15 protein-coding genes are annotated in these 15,225 nt (G+C 59.1%); 5 read left to right on the top strand and 10 right to left on the bottom strand.

What is annotated here, in order from left to right:
• Position 1 precedes the first annotated feature (1 nt).
• From DKB71_RS16635 to DKB71_RS16610, 6 genes are all read right to left on the bottom strand, one after another.
• Positions 2-898 (bottom strand): LysR family transcriptional regulator, encoded by an 897-nt coding sequence (locus tag DKB71_RS16635; RefSeq protein WP_408595949.1) that lies wholly within the window; start codon positions 896-898, stop codon positions 2-4.
• A 132-nt stretch (positions 899-1,030) separates the two neighbouring features.
• Complete coding sequence (locus tag DKB71_RS16630) at positions 1,031-1,363, bottom strand: nitroreductase family protein (protein ID WP_408595947.1); 333 nt, start codon at positions 1,361-1,363, stop codon at positions 1,031-1,033.
• A 53-nt stretch (positions 1,364-1,416) separates the two neighbouring features.
• Entirely contained in the window at positions 1,417-2,265 is an 849-nt protein-coding gene (locus DKB71_RS16625; protein ID WP_408595945.1) for an ureidoglycolate lyase, read from the bottom strand.
• Positions 2,266-2,304: 39 nt separating this feature from the next.
• Positions 2,305-3,045 carry an SDR family oxidoreductase gene (locus DKB71_RS16620; protein ID WP_408595943.1) on the bottom strand — a complete coding sequence of 247 codons (741 nt, stop codon included), beginning with the start codon at positions 3,043-3,045 and terminating at the stop codon, positions 2,305-2,307.
• Complete coding sequence (locus DKB71_RS16615) at positions 3,042-4,424, bottom strand: MFS transporter (protein ID WP_408595941.1); 1,383 nt, start codon at positions 4,422-4,424, stop codon at positions 3,042-3,044. The genes DKB71_RS16620 and DKB71_RS16615 overlap by 4 nt, the downstream gene beginning before the upstream one ends.
• A 145-nt stretch (positions 4,425-4,569) precedes the next feature.
• Positions 4,570-5,520 (bottom strand): LysR family transcriptional regulator, encoded by a 951-nt coding sequence (locus tag DKB71_RS16610; protein ID WP_408595939.1) that lies wholly within the window; start codon positions 5,518-5,520, stop codon positions 4,570-4,572.
• Positions 5,521-5,632: 112 nt separating this feature from the next.
• On the opposite strand from DKB71_RS16610, the gene DKB71_RS16605 reads away from it, so the two are divergent.
• Entirely contained in the window at positions 5,633-6,814 is a 1,182-nt protein-coding gene (locus tag DKB71_RS16605; protein WP_408595937.1) for a fumarylacetoacetate hydrolase family protein, read from the top strand.
• A gap of 48 nt (positions 6,815-6,862) precedes the next feature.
• On the top strand, positions 6,863-8,650 hold the full coding sequence (locus DKB71_RS16600) for an IlvD/Edd family dehydratase (protein WP_408595935.1): 1,788 nt from the start codon (positions 6,863-6,865) through the stop codon (positions 8,648-8,650).
• Positions 8,651-8,888: 238 nt separating this feature from the next.
• Here the strand turns inward: DKB71_RS16600 and DKB71_RS16595 are convergent, their stop codons facing one another.
• Positions 8,889-9,710 (bottom strand): SDR family oxidoreductase, encoded by an 822-nt coding sequence (locus DKB71_RS16595; protein WP_408595933.1) that lies wholly within the window; start codon positions 9,708-9,710, stop codon positions 8,889-8,891.
• 355 nt (positions 9,711-10,065) lie between these two features.
• Between DKB71_RS16595 and DKB71_RS16590 the strand changes: the two genes are divergently transcribed.
• From DKB71_RS16590 to DKB71_RS16580, 3 genes are all read left to right on the top strand, one after another.
• Complete coding sequence (locus tag DKB71_RS16590; protein ID WP_408595931.1) at positions 10,066-10,506, top strand: VOC family protein; 441 nt, start codon at positions 10,066-10,068, stop codon at positions 10,504-10,506.
• Between the two features lie 10 nt (positions 10,507-10,516).
• Positions 10,517-11,482, top strand: a complete 966-nt coding sequence (locus DKB71_RS16585) for a ribonuclease Z (protein ID WP_408595929.1) — start codon at positions 10,517-10,519, stop codon at positions 11,480-11,482.
• Positions 11,483-11,569: 87 nt separating this feature from the next.
• Positions 11,570-13,726: an ATP-binding protein gene (locus tag DKB71_RS16580; protein ID WP_408595927.1), complete on the top strand. Its 2,157-nt coding sequence runs from the start codon at positions 11,570-11,572 to the stop codon at positions 13,724-13,726.
• A gap of 87 nt (positions 13,727-13,813) precedes the next feature.
• Here the strand turns inward: DKB71_RS16580 and DKB71_RS16575 are convergent, their stop codons facing one another.
• The 3 genes from DKB71_RS16575 to DKB71_RS16565 are packed head-to-tail and all read right to left on the bottom strand — an operon-like array spanning position 13,814 to position 14,808.
• Entirely contained in the window at positions 13,814-14,275 is a 462-nt protein-coding gene (locus tag DKB71_RS16575; protein ID WP_408595925.1) for a zeta toxin family protein, read from the bottom strand.
• The gene (locus DKB71_RS16570; RefSeq protein WP_408595923.1) at positions 14,223-14,546 is read right to left on the bottom strand and encodes a hypothetical protein; all 324 of its coding nucleotides are present in this window, start codon (positions 14,544-14,546) and stop codon (positions 14,223-14,225) included. Before DKB71_RS16570 ends, DKB71_RS16575 begins: the two co-directional genes overlap by 53 nt.
• The gene (locus DKB71_RS16565) at positions 14,533-14,808 is read right to left on the bottom strand and encodes a hypothetical protein (RefSeq protein WP_408595921.1); all 276 of its coding nucleotides are present in this window, start codon (positions 14,806-14,808) and stop codon (positions 14,533-14,535) included. Before DKB71_RS16565 ends, DKB71_RS16570 begins: the two co-directional genes overlap by 14 nt.
• Between the last annotated feature and the right edge of the window lie 417 nt (positions 14,809-15,225).

Here is a 15,225-nt window from a genome sequence, read left to right as displayed (position 1 = left end):
CTTAGAGGTTGTGCTCGGCCAGCAAGTCATCGATGAAGGCACGCACGGCTTCGCTTTGCGGGTGACCGACGTGGGTGATCATGCTGTGTTGTACCTCGTAGCGCAGCGTCGCCGGCTGCAACGCGCGCATTTGTCCGCTCGCCAGCCAGGGCCGGGCGTAATGGGCCGGGAGATACCCCAGGTGTGTCCCGGCCAGTACGCCATGGGCCACCGCTTCCATATGATGGGCGGTGGCTGAAGCGCGCTCGGGCGTCACCGGCAGGACCTGGTCGGCCGGCAGGAAACCATGCCTGATCCAGTCACTGGCCTGCAGTTGTTCGACAGTGGGCGCATCGACCGAGAACAGCGGGTGCCTATCCCCGCAGAAAATGCCGATTTCTTCCTTGTACAACGGCTGGTAGGCCAGCGTCGGCAACGGCCGGCTGAAATAGGAAATCGCCAGGTCCAGTTGCCCATCGATGACCGCCAACTCAAGCTCCGTGGGCGAATTGACGAAGATGTGCACGTGCATGTCGTGGTCGCGCTGATAAAAACGGCCGATGGCCGCATCGATCCGGGCGGTGGGCAAGGTCGCGATGTTATCCGCCAGGCCGAGATACAGATCACCCACCAGGCGCCCGGCCAGGTCCTGTGCCTCGTCGCGAAATGCATCTACCGCGCCGAACAACGCTGACGAAGCCTTGAGTATCCGCTGGCCTTTTTCGGTCAAGCGAAACCCGCCCTTGCCGCGCTCGCAGATGCGATAACCGAGGCGTTTTTCCAGGCTTGAAATGTGCGTGCTGATGTTGGACTGGCTCATGTTCAACTCGGCCTGCGCAGCCGTAAATCCACCGCACTTCACGACGATGGAGAAAATGCGCAACAGGCGCAGATCCATGTCCGTCACATTTCTGAGCACCGATGATCTCGCTTTCAGTTGAAGGGGCGCGCGTTGTCCGGCGCCAATGGAAGAAGGCCATTCAACGATCGGGGCCTGTTGCGCGTCAATCAAAGTTTGTGCAAAAGCTCGAAAACGCGTCTCGAATCGATCTCAGCTGTCATGCCACAGCAGCGTCTCCTGCGCGGGTGCTCGCGTCGTGTAGAAGCCATTGGCAGGTGAATCGTGGTCGGCATACCCAAAGGAAACACCACAGACCACGAGCCGGTCCTCGTCGATGCCGAAATGTCGACGCACAAACCCGGCGTGGCTGGCCAGCGCGGCCTGGGCAATGATCCCCAGGCCCAGTGCCTCGGCGGCCAGCAGCAGGTTGGCTACGTAGCCGCCGCAATCGACTGCACCATAAGTACCCAGTGTGCGATCACTGGTAATGATCGCGACATGCGGCGCGTCGAACAGTGAATCCGGGTTGCCCCACCCTTGCATCCAAGGTTGCTATCAAACCATTTGCGTTCCAGGAGGGTCTGTTTGTCGACACTTCAATCCGCTTGCACGGTCACTTGTCGCTGCTCGCCCAACCCCGTGATGCCCAGCCGAACCGTCTGCCCCGCACGCAGGAACACCGGCTGTGGCTTGATGCCCAAGCCGACACCCGGTGGCGTGCCGGTGGAAATCACATCGCCCGGTTGCAGGCTCATGCAGCGGCTCAGGTAGGCAATCAATTGCGGCACATTGAAGATCAGCGTGCGCGTGTTGCCTTGTTGGTAGCGGTGTCCGTCGACCTCCAGCCACAGGTCCAGCACATGGGGGTCGGCAACTTCATCGCGGGTGACCAGCCACGGGCCGAGTGGGCCGAACGTATCGAAGCCTTTGCCCTTGTCCCAGGTACCGCCACGCTCCAGTTGCCATTCACGCTCCGAGACATCGTTGATCACGCAGTAGCCGGCGACATGCTCCATGGCGTTGGCTTCATCGATGTAGCGCCCGCCTTTGCCGATGACCACGCCGAGCTCCACTTCCCAATCCGTCTTGAGCGAGCCCCGCGGGATCTCGAGGTTGTCGTTCGGACCGCAGATGGCGCTGGTCCATTTGTTGAAGATGATCGGCTCCTTGGGCACTTCCATGTTCGACTCGGCCGCATGGTCGGCGTAGTTCAGGCCGATGCAGATGAATTTCCCGACCTGCCCTACGCAAGCGCCAATCCGCGGCTGCCCGGCAACGATCGGCAGGCTGGCCGGATCGATCGCGGCTAGCGTCGCCAGGCTTTCAGGACTCAGGGCCGGCCCGGCGATATCCGCCACGTGGCCCGAGAGATCGCGGACCTGATTGTCGGCATCCAGCAGGCCGGGCTTCTCCGAACCTTTTTCGCCATAACGCAACAGTTTCATGTGCTTCTCCTGCTTAAACTGAAAAGTGCAAACCGGGTTTCAGATGCTCATGCCGCCATCGATGACGTGCACGCCACCGGTGGTGTAGGTCGACGCATCACTGCCCAGGTACAGAGCCAACCGGGCAATCTCTTCGGCGCTGCCGATTCGACCCATGGGTTGGCGCTCGAGAAATTGCTGAAACACCTGTGCTTCGTCGACGCCCTGCTGCACGGCCTGGGCGGCAATGCGCTGGCGCAGCGACGGCGATTCCACGGTGCCAGGGCAAATCGCATTGCAGCGAATGCCCTGGCCGATAAAGTCAGCGGCAACGGCTTTCGTCAGCCCCACCACGGCCGCCTTGCTGGCAGCATAGGCAAAGCGGTTGGGCACGCCCTTGACGCTCGATACCACCGAAGACATGTTGATGATCGATCCGCCGCCCCGTTCCAGCATACCCGGCAGAAAGGCGCGAATCATCCGGTACATGGCCGTGACATTGATGTCCATCGAGCGCGCCCAGGACGCTTCGTCACACTCCAGGATATTACCGCTGGCCACATACCCCGCGCAGTTGAACAACACGTCCAGTCCACCGATACGCTCGCTGGTTTCGCTGATGGCACTGGCTGAGGTGACGTCCAGGGTGATGGCGGTGATGCCTTCAACGCCCGCCAGCCCGCGGATATCGATGTCCGTGGCAAACACCTCGGCGCCGGCCTGGGCAAAGGCCTTGGCGCTGGCCAGGCCGATTCCCTGCCGCGCGGCTGTGATCAGCACTCGTTTGTTCTGCAGGTTCATGCCGTCTCCAGCTTCGCGTTGATGGTCGCGGTTTTAGGGGTTCGGCCGAGCATCGATGCGGGAATGGCAAGGATCAGCCCGCCGCTGACGAACAGGCACAGCGCCAGGACATAGGTACCGTTGTTGATGTTGCCGGTGAGGTTCTCCGCCACGGCCGTGATCATCGAACCGGTGAAGCCGGACAGATTGCCGATGGCGTTGATCATGCCGATGCCGGCAGCCGCCGCGACTCCCGACAGCACGGTCCCCGGCAGGGTCCAGAAAATCGGCATCAGGCTGAGAATCCCGGAAGCGGCGATGCTGAGGAAGAACACCGACAGCACCAGATTGTCGGCAAAGAAGGCGCTGAGGATCAGGCCGACGCCACCGATGAACGCAGGAATCGCGGCGTGCATGCGGCGCTCGCCGGTGCGGTTGGAGTGGCGGGCGTTGAGCAGCATGGCCACGACGGCCACGGCATAGGGAATGGCGGTCAGGAAGCCAATGTGCAAGCTGTTGGTGATACCGGTGCTCTTGATGATCGAGGGCATCCAGAACGCCAGTCCGTAGAAGCCGGTGTTGAAGGTCAGCAGGATCAGCACCAACAGCCACACCCGCGGATTGAAGAACACTTCGCTCAGGCGCGAGGCCTTGCCCTGGTTATCGGTTTGCAGATTGGCCTTGAGCAAGGCTTTCTCCGCAGCGGACAGCCATTTGGCGGAGTCGATGTTGTTGGCCAGGCAGGCGATCACGACGAACGCCATGATCACCGAAGGAATGCCTTCGATGATCAGCATCCATTGCCAGCCGGACATGCCGTGCACGCCTTGCATGCTGTTCATCAACCAGCCGGACAGAATGCCGCCCAGGGTCAGGCTGATCGGCATCGCCATCAGGAACCCGGACATCACCCGGCTTTGCCGATGGGTCGGAAACCAGTAGTTGAGGTAGAGAATCACACCGGGGAAGAAACCGGCTTCACAGATCCCCAGCAGGAAGCGCAGCACGTAGAACATGGTGCTCGACTCGATGTGGAAGAAGCCCGCCAATGGCACGGTGAATGCCACGGCCATGGAGATCACGGCCCAGGTCAACATGATGCGGGCGATCCAGAAGCGTGCGCCGTAGCGATGCAGCAACAGATTGCTCGGCACTTCAAAGAGGAAGTACCCCCAGAAGAACATGCTGGCGCCCAAGGCATAGACGGTATTGCTGAACTGCAGCTCGTTGAGCATGTCGAGCTTGGCAAAGCCGATGTTGACCCGGTCCAGGTACGCGGCCATGTAACACAGGAGCAGGACGGGAAGTATGCGCCAGATGACCTTGCGGTAGGTTCGGTCTTCAAAGTCGAGCTCGCTGGCTTGCGCCTGCGCAGGTATCTGCTCGGATATCGTTTGCATGAGGTAACCCCTGGGCATGTGGACACGCCTGATTGTTTTTATCGACGGGGTCACTTTACTGGCGCGAATCGATTCATTCCCAATGGCATTTTCGGATTAACCGATAACGATCTGTTATCGAAAACGCCTGCAAACGTCGCCGTTTTCAACTGGTCGGATCCCGGGCCAGCCGGGCGTTGTCCTTCAATATCTCGGCAAACTCCAGGGCCGCCCCCACCAGCTGCTCGCCCTTGCGCGTGAGGATGCCGTAATCCTGCGGCACCAGGTGCAACGGCGTATCCAGGATCTTGAGCTGGCCGCTCTCGAGGAGCGGATTGACCATGGCGTTGGGCAGCATTCCGATCATGGGCCCGCGTTGCAGCACCTGCAGGAAGGTCTGCATGGAGATGGTGTCGACGGTGTTTCGCGGCATTCCCACGCCAGCTTCGGCGAACGCCAGTTCCATGCGGCCGCGAATGGGTGTGCCCACCGGGTAGAGAATCCACGGCAAGTCCACCAATTGCTGCAATGAGAGGGGGCCGGCAGCGGCCAGCGGGTGTCGGTCGTTGACCACGATGCAGAACGGTTCGGGCGCCAGTGGCTGGAAGTCGTAATGCTGCTGCTGGCTTTGATCGGTGAAACGGGCGATGGCCAGGTCGAGTTTCTTTTCTTCGAGCATTTTCATCAGGTGGTTACTGGTTTGCTCCACCACCTCGATCGACAGCAATGGCCAGCGTTCCTTGATCTGCAAGATGGCTTCGGGCAACGCCACGGCGGTGGCGGCGAAAATACCGCCGATCCTGAGGTAGCCATGACCGCCTTCGCGCAGGCTGCTGATTTGTTCGACGAACGAGCGCGCGTCATTCAGGGCAATCTGCGCATAGCGCAGCACATGCTCTCCCAGTGCCGTGGGTGGCATGCTACGCGGCAGGCGTTCGAATAACGCAAAGCCGAGCAGGCTTTCGATTTCCTTGAGCATCTTGCTGATGGCCGGCTGGCTGAGATTCATCTGTTGCGCCGCCAGGTGCATGTTGCGGGTGCGCCCCAAGGTGTCGATCAGCTGCAAATGCCTGAATTTGAGCCATCCGCAAAAGTGGGTGAATGATAGTTCCGACATGGGCACACCTCGCCAGGCGATAACTGTACGTTATCAATTATTGAAATTATCTCATTGGAGTTTATCGGCTGCGCGCCCTAGCGTGAAGTCTTTACGAACCAGGAAGACTGCCATGTCGCTAATGCTTACCCCCGAAAACACCCTGCCAGCCGATGGTGTAGCCGGAACCCTGATTGGCCGTGCCTGGGTACCAGGACGAATCGCCGGACCTTCGCCAATCGTCCTGCGCGCCGACGGCGTATTCGACCTGTCGGAGCATTTCGCGACTTTGAGTGACTTGCTGGAATCCGATGCTCCCCTTTCGGCAGTACGCGACGCGCCCGGCATTTTCATCGCCAGCGTCGAAGCCCTGCTGGCCAACACGGGGCCCGACGCCGATCCATCCAGACCGTACTTGCTACCGCCCCTGGATTTGCAAGTGATCAAGGCTGCCGGCGTGACCTTCGCCGCCAGCATGATCGAGCGTGTGATCGAGGAGCAGGCCGGTGGTGATGCCGCCAAGGCTGAAGCCGTGCGGGCCACCGTGCACGGGGTGATCGGCAACAACCTGCGCTCGATCGTTCCAGGCTCCGAGCAGGCCATGCGCTTGAAAGCCTTTCTTATCGAACAGGACATGTGGTCGCAGTATCTGGAAGTGGGTATCGGTCCGGACGCGGAGATCTTCACCAAGGCACCGGTGCTGGCCTCTGTCGGCAGCGGCAGCCGGATTGGCATTCACCCGGGTTCGCAGTGGAACAACCCGGAACCGGAAGTGGTGCTGGCGGTGAACAGCCGCGGGCAGATTCACGGTGCGACCCTAGGCAACGACGTCAACCTGCGGGACTTCGAAGGCCGTAGTGCGCTGTTGCTGAGCAAGGCCAAGGACAACAATGCATCCTGCTCGATCGGGCCTTTCATCCGCCTGTTCGACGAGCACTTCAGCCTGGACGATGTCCGCGCCTGCGTGGTCGACCTTGAGGTACAAGGTGAGGACGGTTACCGGATGCACGGATCGAGCTCCATGAGTCAGATCAGCCGGGACCCGCAAGACCTGGCCGGCCAGACCCTCAACGCCAATCACCAGTATCCCGATGGTTTCCTGCTGTTCCTCGGTACGCTGTTCGCCCCTACCGCAGATCGCGATCATGCCGGCAGCGGTTTCACCCACAAACTCGGTGACCGGGTCAGTATCAGCAGCCCCTTGCTTGGCAGCCTGCACAACCAGGTGACCCACAGTTCCGAGGCAGCGCCATGGACCTTTGGCGTGGGTGCCTTGCTGCGTAACCTGGCCGCCCGAGGACTGCTTGCACGCTGAAGCCACACCAGATTGTCGATTCATCCAATGACAAGAGAGAAATGAATCATGAGTGATACCCCTGGTCGTCGCCTGCGCAGCGAACAATGGTTCAACGACCCTGCCCACGCCGACATGACTGCCCTGTATGTCGAACGCTACATGAACTACGGCATGACCCGAGAAGAGCTGCAATCGGGCCGCCCGATCATTGGCATCGCCCAGACTGGCAGCGACCTGACCCCTTGCAACCGCCATCATCTGGAACTCGCGCAGCGGGTCAAGGCGGGCATTCGCGATGCCGGCGGCATTCCCATGGAATTCCCCGTCCACCCCATCGCCGAACAATCACGCAGGCCTACGGCCGCACTCGACCGTAACCTGGCCTACCTGGGGCTGGTGGAGATTCTCCACGGCTATCCACTCGATGGTGTCGTGCTCACCACCGGTTGCGACAAGACCACCCCGGCCTGCCTGATGGCCGCCGCGACCACGGATCTTCCCTCCATTGTCCTGTCTGGCGGACCGATGCTCGATGGCCACCACAAGGGTGAACTGATCGGCTCTGGCACCGTGCTCTGGCATGCGCGCAACCTGATGGCCGCCGGGGAAATCGACTACGAAGGCTTCATGGAAATGACCACAGCGGCATCGCCCTCGGTGGGTCACTGCAACACCATGGGTACCGCCTTGTCGATGAATGCCCTGGCTGAAGCCTTGGGCATGTCGTTGCCGGGTTGCGCGAGTATTCCGGCGCCCTATCGTGAGCGTGGACAAATGGCCTACGCCACCGGCAAGCGCATCTGCGAACTGGTACTGCAGGATGTGCGTCCATCGCAGATCATGACCCGTGAAGCCTTCGAAAATGCAATCGCCGTGGCTTCGGCACTGGGGGCATCGAGTAACTGCCCGCCTCACCTGATCGCCATCGCCCGCCATATGGGCGTCGAGCTGAGCCTAGATGACTGGCAACGCATCGGTGAAGACGTCCCCTTGCTGGTCAACTGCATGCCGGCCGGCAAGTACCTGGGCGAAGGTTTCCATCGTGCCGGCGGTGTTCCGGCGGTCATGCATGAACTGCAGAAAGCCGGGCGCCTGCACGAAGACTGCACCACGGTCAGCGGCAAGAGCATCGGCGAAATCGTCAGCAGCACGCTGACCAGTAACGCCGACGTGATCTACCCCTTTGAAACGCCGCTCAAATACCGAGCAGGTTTCATTGTGCTCAGCGGTAACTTCTTCGACAGTGCGATCATGAAGATGTCGGTGGTGGGTGAAGCGTTTCGCAAGACCTACCTGTCCGAGCCAGGCGCGGAAAACAGCTTCGAAGCGCGGGCGATCGTGTTCGAAGGGCCGGAGGATTATCACGCCCGCATCGATGACCCGGCGCTGGACATCGATGAGCGTTGCATCCTGGTCATTCGAGGCGCAGGCACCGTGGGCTACCCGGGCAGTGCTGAAGTCGTGAACATGGCCCCGCCGGCAGCGCTGATCAAGCAAGGCATCGACTCCCTGCCCTGCCTTGGCGACGGCCGCCAGAGCGGTACGTCAGCCAGCCCTTCGATCCTCAACATGTCGCCGGAGGCCGCCGTGGGCGGTGGCCTGGCGTTGCTGAAAACCAACGACCGCCTGCGCGTGGACCTCAACGCGCGCTCGGTCAACCTGCTGGTCGACGAAGCCGAAATGGCCCGCCGCCGCGCAGAGTGGACGCCGAACATCCCGCCCTCGCAAACCCCTTGGCAAGAGCTGTACCGGCAACTGGTCGGCCAGCTCTCCACGGGCGGCTGCCTGGAGCCGGCCACCCTGCATTTACGGGTCATCGCCCGCAGTGGTGGCGAGCCACGGCATTCGCACTGATGGCTGTGGTTGTACTCGAGCTACTTAGGCAGCTGGCCTGCCGGCGATGGCGTCCAGGCAGGCTTTAACCCGGCGCGGACAAACGTTGGTAGAGTCGCCGATGGAGACACTCACAGGATGACGGACAGGCTCAGGGCACGCCCTGTAGGAGCAAGCTTGCTCGCGATGGAAGTCAACGATAACGCGGGAAACCTGACACCCCGAGGCGCCCTCAGGTTACTCGCGTGCGAACCCGCACCTACGCCCCTGCATCATCCCCTGCGGCAGGCGTCGCAGCCGTGCCTGCCAAGAGCCCGCCGTCGATATTGAACTCGCTGCCGGTGACATACGTCGCCTCATCCGAGGCCAGCAACAATGCCACCGCTGCAACCTCTTCGGGCATGCCGAACCGCCTGAGCGGTGTATCTTGAACCAGCGCATCCATTTGCGCCTGACGATCGGTGCCCGTGCCCAACATGGGCTCCCACATGGGTGTGAGGATGGCCGCTGGATGAATCGAGTTGCAGCGCACGGTGAGTCCTTGCTCAGCGCAGTACAGCGCCACCGTCTTGGTGTGATTACGCACAGCACCCTTGGACGACGCATAGGCCGCCGCACCCGGAATGCCAACCAGGCCCGATCGAGAGGAGATGTTGATAATGGAACCGGTTCCTTGAGGCCGCATGGAGCGAATGGCGTACTTGCAACCCAGGAACACGCCATCGAGATTGGTCTGGTGCACGGCGTGCCAGTCTTCCAGGCGCGCATGCTCCGGGTCATGCCGTACGGCGCCGTGCTCAAATCCGGTGATGCCTGCATTGTTCACCAGGATGTCGAGCCTGCCGCGTTCCTCGAGGATTTGCGTCGTCACTCGCCGCCAATCTTCTTCGCTGCGCACATCAAGGCGCAGATAGCTGGCGCGATCACCGAGTGAATCTGCAAGGGTCTTGCCGAGCTCGTCATTGATATCGGTGACGTAGACAAAACAATCCTCTTGCGCGAAGAGTCGCACAATCGCTGCGCCAATCCCTTGGGCGGCACCGGTGACGATCGCGGTCTTGGAAGTGAGTTTACCGGTCATGAAAGCGGATGCCCCCACCTGGTTGCCAAATCGACCCCGAGTATAGACTGCCTCGGCAAACGCCACCCTGCTCATCGCCAACAGCGATATGCACTGCGCACCTCTCCTGTAGGAGCGAGCTTGCTCGCGAAGAACTTCAGAGCGCCGCATTCACCCGGGAAGCACGCGCCTTCGTTGACGACCATCGCGAGCAAGCTCGCTCCTACATTGGATCTCTGTCGGCCGCAGGTTCGGCGTTCGCCGACAAGGGCAGATCTCGGGCAGGCTGTTTGCTCGCTATAATCATTTGCTCGGGTCAATCCGGACGCCAATTCCCCCAAATATGCGACACAGTACAAAAAAGGGAGCGAAGGCCATGACAGTCAAGCGAATGGACAACGTGCTGATCGTTGTCGACGATCTCGAAGCGGTGAAGGCGTTTTTTATCGGGTTGGGCCTCGAGCTTGAGGGCCAGACCACCGTTGAAGGGCCTGCTATCGGCAAGCTCATAGGGCTTGAAAACGTGCGAGCCACCCTCGCTATGCTGCGCACAGCCGATGGGCAGGGAGTTGAACTGGACAAGTTCCACACGCCCGACGCAGTCAGGTTCGGGCCCGTGAATACGCCAGTGAACGCGCTGGGTCTTCGCCGCATCATGTTCGCCGTCGATGGCATCGATGCTGTCGTTGCGCGGATGCAGGCCCATGGCGCAGAAGTCATTGGCCAGATGCAGTACGAGGCATCGTACCGGCTCGCCTATATCCGTGGGCCCGAGGGCCTCATCGTCGGGCTGGCCGAGAAGTTAATGCCTGAATAAAGGATCGACCATGGATCTGATTTTTCTTGGCACATCCTCAGGCGTTCCCACCCGCAGTCGCAATGTGAGCGGCACAGCCCTTATCGAATCATCAGGCAAAGGCTGGTATCTGGTGGATTGCGGTGAAGCCACGCAACACCAGGTGATGCGCACCTCGCTGTCTTTGCACGAGCTGCGTGGGTGTTTCATCACCCATGTACATGGCGATCATTGCTTCGGCCTACCCGGTTTGTTGGCCAGTGCCGGCATGTCCGGTCGAGTCGAGCCCCTGGACATTGTATCGCCCGCTGCGCTTCATCCCTGGGTGCGCCTGAGCCTCGCCGTCAGCAAATCCTGGCTACCCTTCGAATTGCACCTGCATGCGAGCGAAACTTTCAGTGGCTGGCAAAACGGCAAGGTTCAGGTCAATACCGTTGCCCTCTCCCATCGTGTTCCCTGCCATGGCTATGTATTTGACGAAGCTGATCCCAATCCGCGCCTGGATATCCAACGCCTGGAAGCAGAAGGTATTCCCCGTGGCCCCCTGTGGGGCGAGTTGGCCCACGGACGCGAGATCGAGCACGCCGGACGAATATTTCATGCCGAGCAATACCTGCGCCCTTGGCGCCCCGCTCAGCGCTTTATCATCTGCGGCGATAACGATAGCCCTGAACTGCTGGCGCAAGTGGCCGCCGGCGCTAATGTGCTGGTCCATGAAGCGACCTTCACCCAGGCCCTGATCGATCACGCGCACGAGCATTACGGGCACAGCAGTGCCGCCGCCGTGGCGCGTTTTGCCGAGTCGGCAGGCATTCCCAACCTGGTGCTTACCCACTTCAGTGCACGCTACCAGAACAATCCCGAGCGAAGTCCGTGCATCGAGGATGTACAACAGGAAGCGGCAGCGCACTTCACCGGCGAGCTGTTCCTGGCGCGGGATCTGCAGCGTTATCACCTCGACCGGGACGGCAGGTTGAACGTTGTCTTGGGCAGGTAACAAACCGATGTGACTGCGTTTGATCAAATCGGTTGAACCTCGGCGAACCCGCGATCCTCGGATACTAAAACGCCCATAGGTGACGACATGGCAACCGAGGATACACTTCTGCGCCAGCGCAAAGTGCTCGCCACATTTGGCGAACTGGCCTTGGCGTCAGATGACCTGGAGCACATTCTCAACGAGGCATGTCGTTTGGTCGGCGATGCCCTCCAAACCAACATGGCCAAATTCATGCTCCTGCAGGAAGACGGCATCACCTTCCTGGTGCGCAATGGTGTGGGCTGGGCACCCGATGTGGTCGGAAAAGTTCGGGTACAGGCCGGCGAAGGGAGCCCGGAGCGGCATTCCCTGGACACCAACGGCCCGGTGATATCGACGGACATATCCTCGGAAACGCGTTTTCGCTATCACGACTTTCAACTAGCCAACGGGGTAAAAGCCTTCGTCAACGTGCTTGTCCAGGGTGCCGATGGAGAGCGCCCTTTCGGCATCTTTGAAGTCGATAGTCGGGTTCCCCGCGAGTTCACCGAAAGCGATATCGATTTTCTTCGGGGCTACAGCAACCTGCTTGGGGCAGTGTTGAAGCGCTTCAAAACCATGCTGTCCATGCATTTGACCGAGAAAAAACTGCGTGAAAGCGAGCGGCACTACCGCATAGCTGCCGAGCTCAATCCACTCTGGCCCTGGACGGCGGACACCCATGGCGACCTTATTTCCATTGATCAGCGCTGGTTTGAATACACCGGCCTGACCCCTGAGCAAACGTTAGGGCGTGAATGGGCCAATGCGGTTCACCCTGAAGACAAAGCGTCGTTGATCCTGCTTTGGGATCAATCATTGACCACCTTGCAGCCTTTCGACTCGCAAATTCGATTGCGCAAACACACGGCAGATTACCGATGGTTCAGAGTCCGCGCGCTGTGCAGTTTCGGCATCGACGGACGCTGCGAACAATGGTACGGCACCATTGACGACATCGACGATCGCGTTCAGTTGGAGAGCGCATTGCGTGACTGGAACGACCTGCTCGAGGATCGCATCGTTCAACGCACCCAGCAGCTTGAAGCCGAACAACACGAACGCGCGATGGCCGAACTCAAGCTTCGGCAAAGTCAGAAAATGGAAGCGGTAGGCCAGCTCACCGGCGGAATCGCCCATGATTTCAATAATCTGTTGGCTGGCATCATCGGTAACCTGGAGCTGATGCAACGGCGAATCGATGCCGGGCGCTACGAGGAATTGAACCGATACAACGCCATCGCCATGACCTCCGCCTCCCGCGCTGCCGCTTTGACGCAACGCTTGCTGGCATTTTCAAGGCAGCAATCACTCGATCCCGAACTGCTCGAACCTCGCAAGGTCGTGGCGGATCTGGAAGACATGATCCGGCGTTCAGTGGGCCCGAGCATCGCAGTTGAGTGTTCATTCAAGGCCAATGACCGTATCAAGTGCGATCTCAACCAGCTGGAAAATGCACTTCTCAATCTCGCGATCAACGCGCGGGATGCAATGCCCAACGGTGGCAGGCTGGATCTTCTGGTCGACCGCTGCGTCATTGATCCAGCGTCGTCATCCGACAAAATGATGCCGCCAGGATCCTATGTGAGCATTTCCGTCACGGACTCCGGCACGGGCATCAATCCGGACATCCTGTCGCGTATTTTCGATCCGTTTTTCACCACCAAGAAAATTGGCGAAGGCACCGGGCTTGGCCTTTCGATGATTTATGGGTTTACCCAGCAATCGGGGGGCCAGGTGCGCGTTCACAGCAAGGTCGGTGTGGGAACCTCTGTGACCCTGTATTTTCCCGTCGATGATTCACAGCCGGTCGAGATCGGGACCCGTTCGGACACCTCCCAAACCACGGAGACCACCGGTCACAACGAAATCATATTGTTGGTGGACGACGAAGCGGCCGTACGCCAAATGGCCTCTGAGCTTTTGAGCGAAACCGGATACCGCGTCGTGGAAGCCGTGGACAGTGTGTCCGCGATCAACCAGGCGGAAAAACTGGAACACCTGGATTTACTCCTGACCGATATCGGCTTGCCAGGCATGATGAACGGCATCAGCCTGGCCGCCGAACTCAAGCTCAAACACCCTCGGCTCAAGGTGCTCTTCATCACCGGTTTCGCGGGCGGCTCCAACCTGGTGTCGGTCGATGCAACCACGCGGGTCCTGGCCAAACCCTTCAGCTTGAATGAACTCAGTTCACGCGTGCATGCGCTGATTCGATCCTGAGGGAGTGGCAATACCTTAGATCTGGACGAGGTACCGGTTGCGGATGGAGGCCCTTGGAGCTCGCCGTGAGCGAGCTTGGAACGCCGATCAGCCTTCCACTTTATCGACGTAAGATTCAAAGAACCAATCAGGGATTTCTTCGGTACCGTACTCAAGACTGATCCCGTCAGTTACTTCCGCGAGTAGAACTGCGCTGGTACCAGAGTTATCAAAGATGTACGCCCGGTTGCTTACTGCAATGGCTTCTGGAAGTAATGCTAGAGATTTGTGATACCGATCTCTCACCCTATCGGGAGCTACGGGATGACCACCCTCTCGCACCCTGATCTCCACACGGTCGATGTTGATTTCCGGATTTTCCGTAGAAACAAAGTAAAGGTATATCCGGTAGCCAAGAGCTTGTGCCGACCTCATGAAGTCGACCTTACTGCGGTGCGACATTACCATCTCGAAGGTAAAACTTACCCCTTTTTCCAACAGACGTTGTCGCAGGAAATCAGAGATCACGGATGCAAAGTAGGAATTGATTAGCCACATTTCGATAATCAACTTTCGAGCCTTGCATTCCTATTTTTTCAACCTGATCATTCAGTTTTTTGTTTCTGATGAGGTAATGCTCGGCATGAAAAAATAGTAGCTCGGGTAAAGTTGTCTGGACGTCAAACGCGGTCAGATCGATAAAGCCAGTAGCTTTCGCTTCTTTTTCCAGCTCATCTGCATTCACGTAGGTTTTAATTAGAGCGGGATCGATGACATCCTTGATCGTGCTCTTTCCTGAGCCGTTTGGCCCCGCAAAAACCCGGAGTCTAGGCACGACCAAGTGCCGCTTTACCTTCTACGCGGCGCACTGTAATTACTTCACCCAATTTGACCTTGCGACGTGGCTTTGCTTTGGCAACAAAAACCTTGTTCCCATCCGGCGACACCCGCACCAAATCCCCAGAATCCACGCGAAGCACGCTACTGCTCACCAACAATGCACGAGCATAAGCAGTCATGGTAGCCATCTTGGCCAGGTCAGGCACCTCGCGCTCAAGAACGTCCATTTCTTGGTCCGAGAGCGTTTTAGTTGTCACAATCATCGGGAATCTCCGTACGAATTGTTGCTCTGGTACTTCCTGCTTAAATCATACCGCCTTTACGCGTTCACGACAGGAAAAAGGGACAAAGGAGCTGATGGCAAAGCGGTTGCAGGATCATGCTTTACGAGCCACGGGGCATACAGGTGCGATTACTGTCTCCTTTTCATCTAGATCCGGATAGCAGGTAATTCTCGTTAGGTTGTAGGCAAAGTCCGAGAGATACGTGAGCTAGTCAACCTCTGCGCCTCCTTGGCAAGCCTGCGGCTCTGTCATGAATAGTCAAGCAACTGTCGTCAAATGCGAAGCGCCCCCGAATCGGGGGCTTTTTAATGGGGGTACTAAAAAGTCTCTGGCAATTGAGTCGACGGATCCCTCCGCGACCCCTGAGTCACGAGTTGCCTGGTACGCCAGGCAGGA

It is taken from the genome of Pseudomonas sp. PLMAX (genome assembly GCF_046042685.1).
Taxonomy (GTDB): domain Bacteria; phylum Pseudomonadota; class Gammaproteobacteria; order Pseudomonadales; family Pseudomonadaceae; genus Aquipseudomonas; species Aquipseudomonas putida_AE.
Note: the sequence above shows the minus strand (reverse complement) of the source record. Positions and strands in the feature narration are given on the sequence as shown.

Coding starts and splice junctions, on each gene's coding strand:
- DKB71_RS16605 (WP_408595937.1), top strand. CDS start 5,633: ATGTCGCTAATGCTTACCCCCGAAAACACCCTGCCAGCCGATGGTGTA.
- DKB71_RS16590 (WP_408595931.1), top strand. CDS start 10,066: ATGACAGTCAAGCGAATGGACAACGTGCTGATCGTTGTCGACGATCTC.
- DKB71_RS16615 (WP_408595941.1), bottom strand. CDS start 4,424: ATGCAAACGATATCCGAGCAGATACCTGCGCAGGCGCAAGCCAGCGAG.
- DKB71_RS16565 (WP_408595921.1), bottom strand. CDS start 14,808: ATGATTGTGACAACTAAAACGCTCTCGGACCAAGAAATGGACGTTCTT.
- DKB71_RS16595 (WP_408595933.1), bottom strand. CDS start 9,710: ATGACCGGTAAACTCACTTCCAAGACCGCGATCGTCACCGGTGCCGCC.
- DKB71_RS16580 (WP_408595927.1), top strand. CDS start 11,570: ATGGCAACCGAGGATACACTTCTGCGCCAGCGCAAAGTGCTCGCCACA.
- DKB71_RS16610 (WP_408595939.1), bottom strand. CDS start 5,520: ATGTCGGAACTATCATTCACCCACTTTTGCGGATGGCTCAAATTCAGG.
- DKB71_RS16630 (WP_408595947.1), bottom strand. CDS start 1,363: ATGCAAGGGTGGGGCAACCCGGATTCACTGTTCGACGCGCCGCATGTC.
- DKB71_RS16625 (WP_408595945.1), bottom strand. CDS start 2,265: ATGAAACTGTTGCGTTATGGCGAAAAAGGTTCGGAGAAGCCCGGCCTG.
- DKB71_RS16620 (WP_408595943.1), bottom strand. CDS start 3,045: ATGAACCTGCAGAACAAACGAGTGCTGATCACAGCCGCGCGGCAGGGA.
- DKB71_RS16585 (WP_408595929.1), top strand. CDS start 10,517: ATGGATCTGATTTTTCTTGGCACATCCTCAGGCGTTCCCACCCGCAGT.
- DKB71_RS16600 (WP_408595935.1), top strand. CDS start 6,863: ATGAGTGATACCCCTGGTCGTCGCCTGCGCAGCGAACAATGGTTCAAC.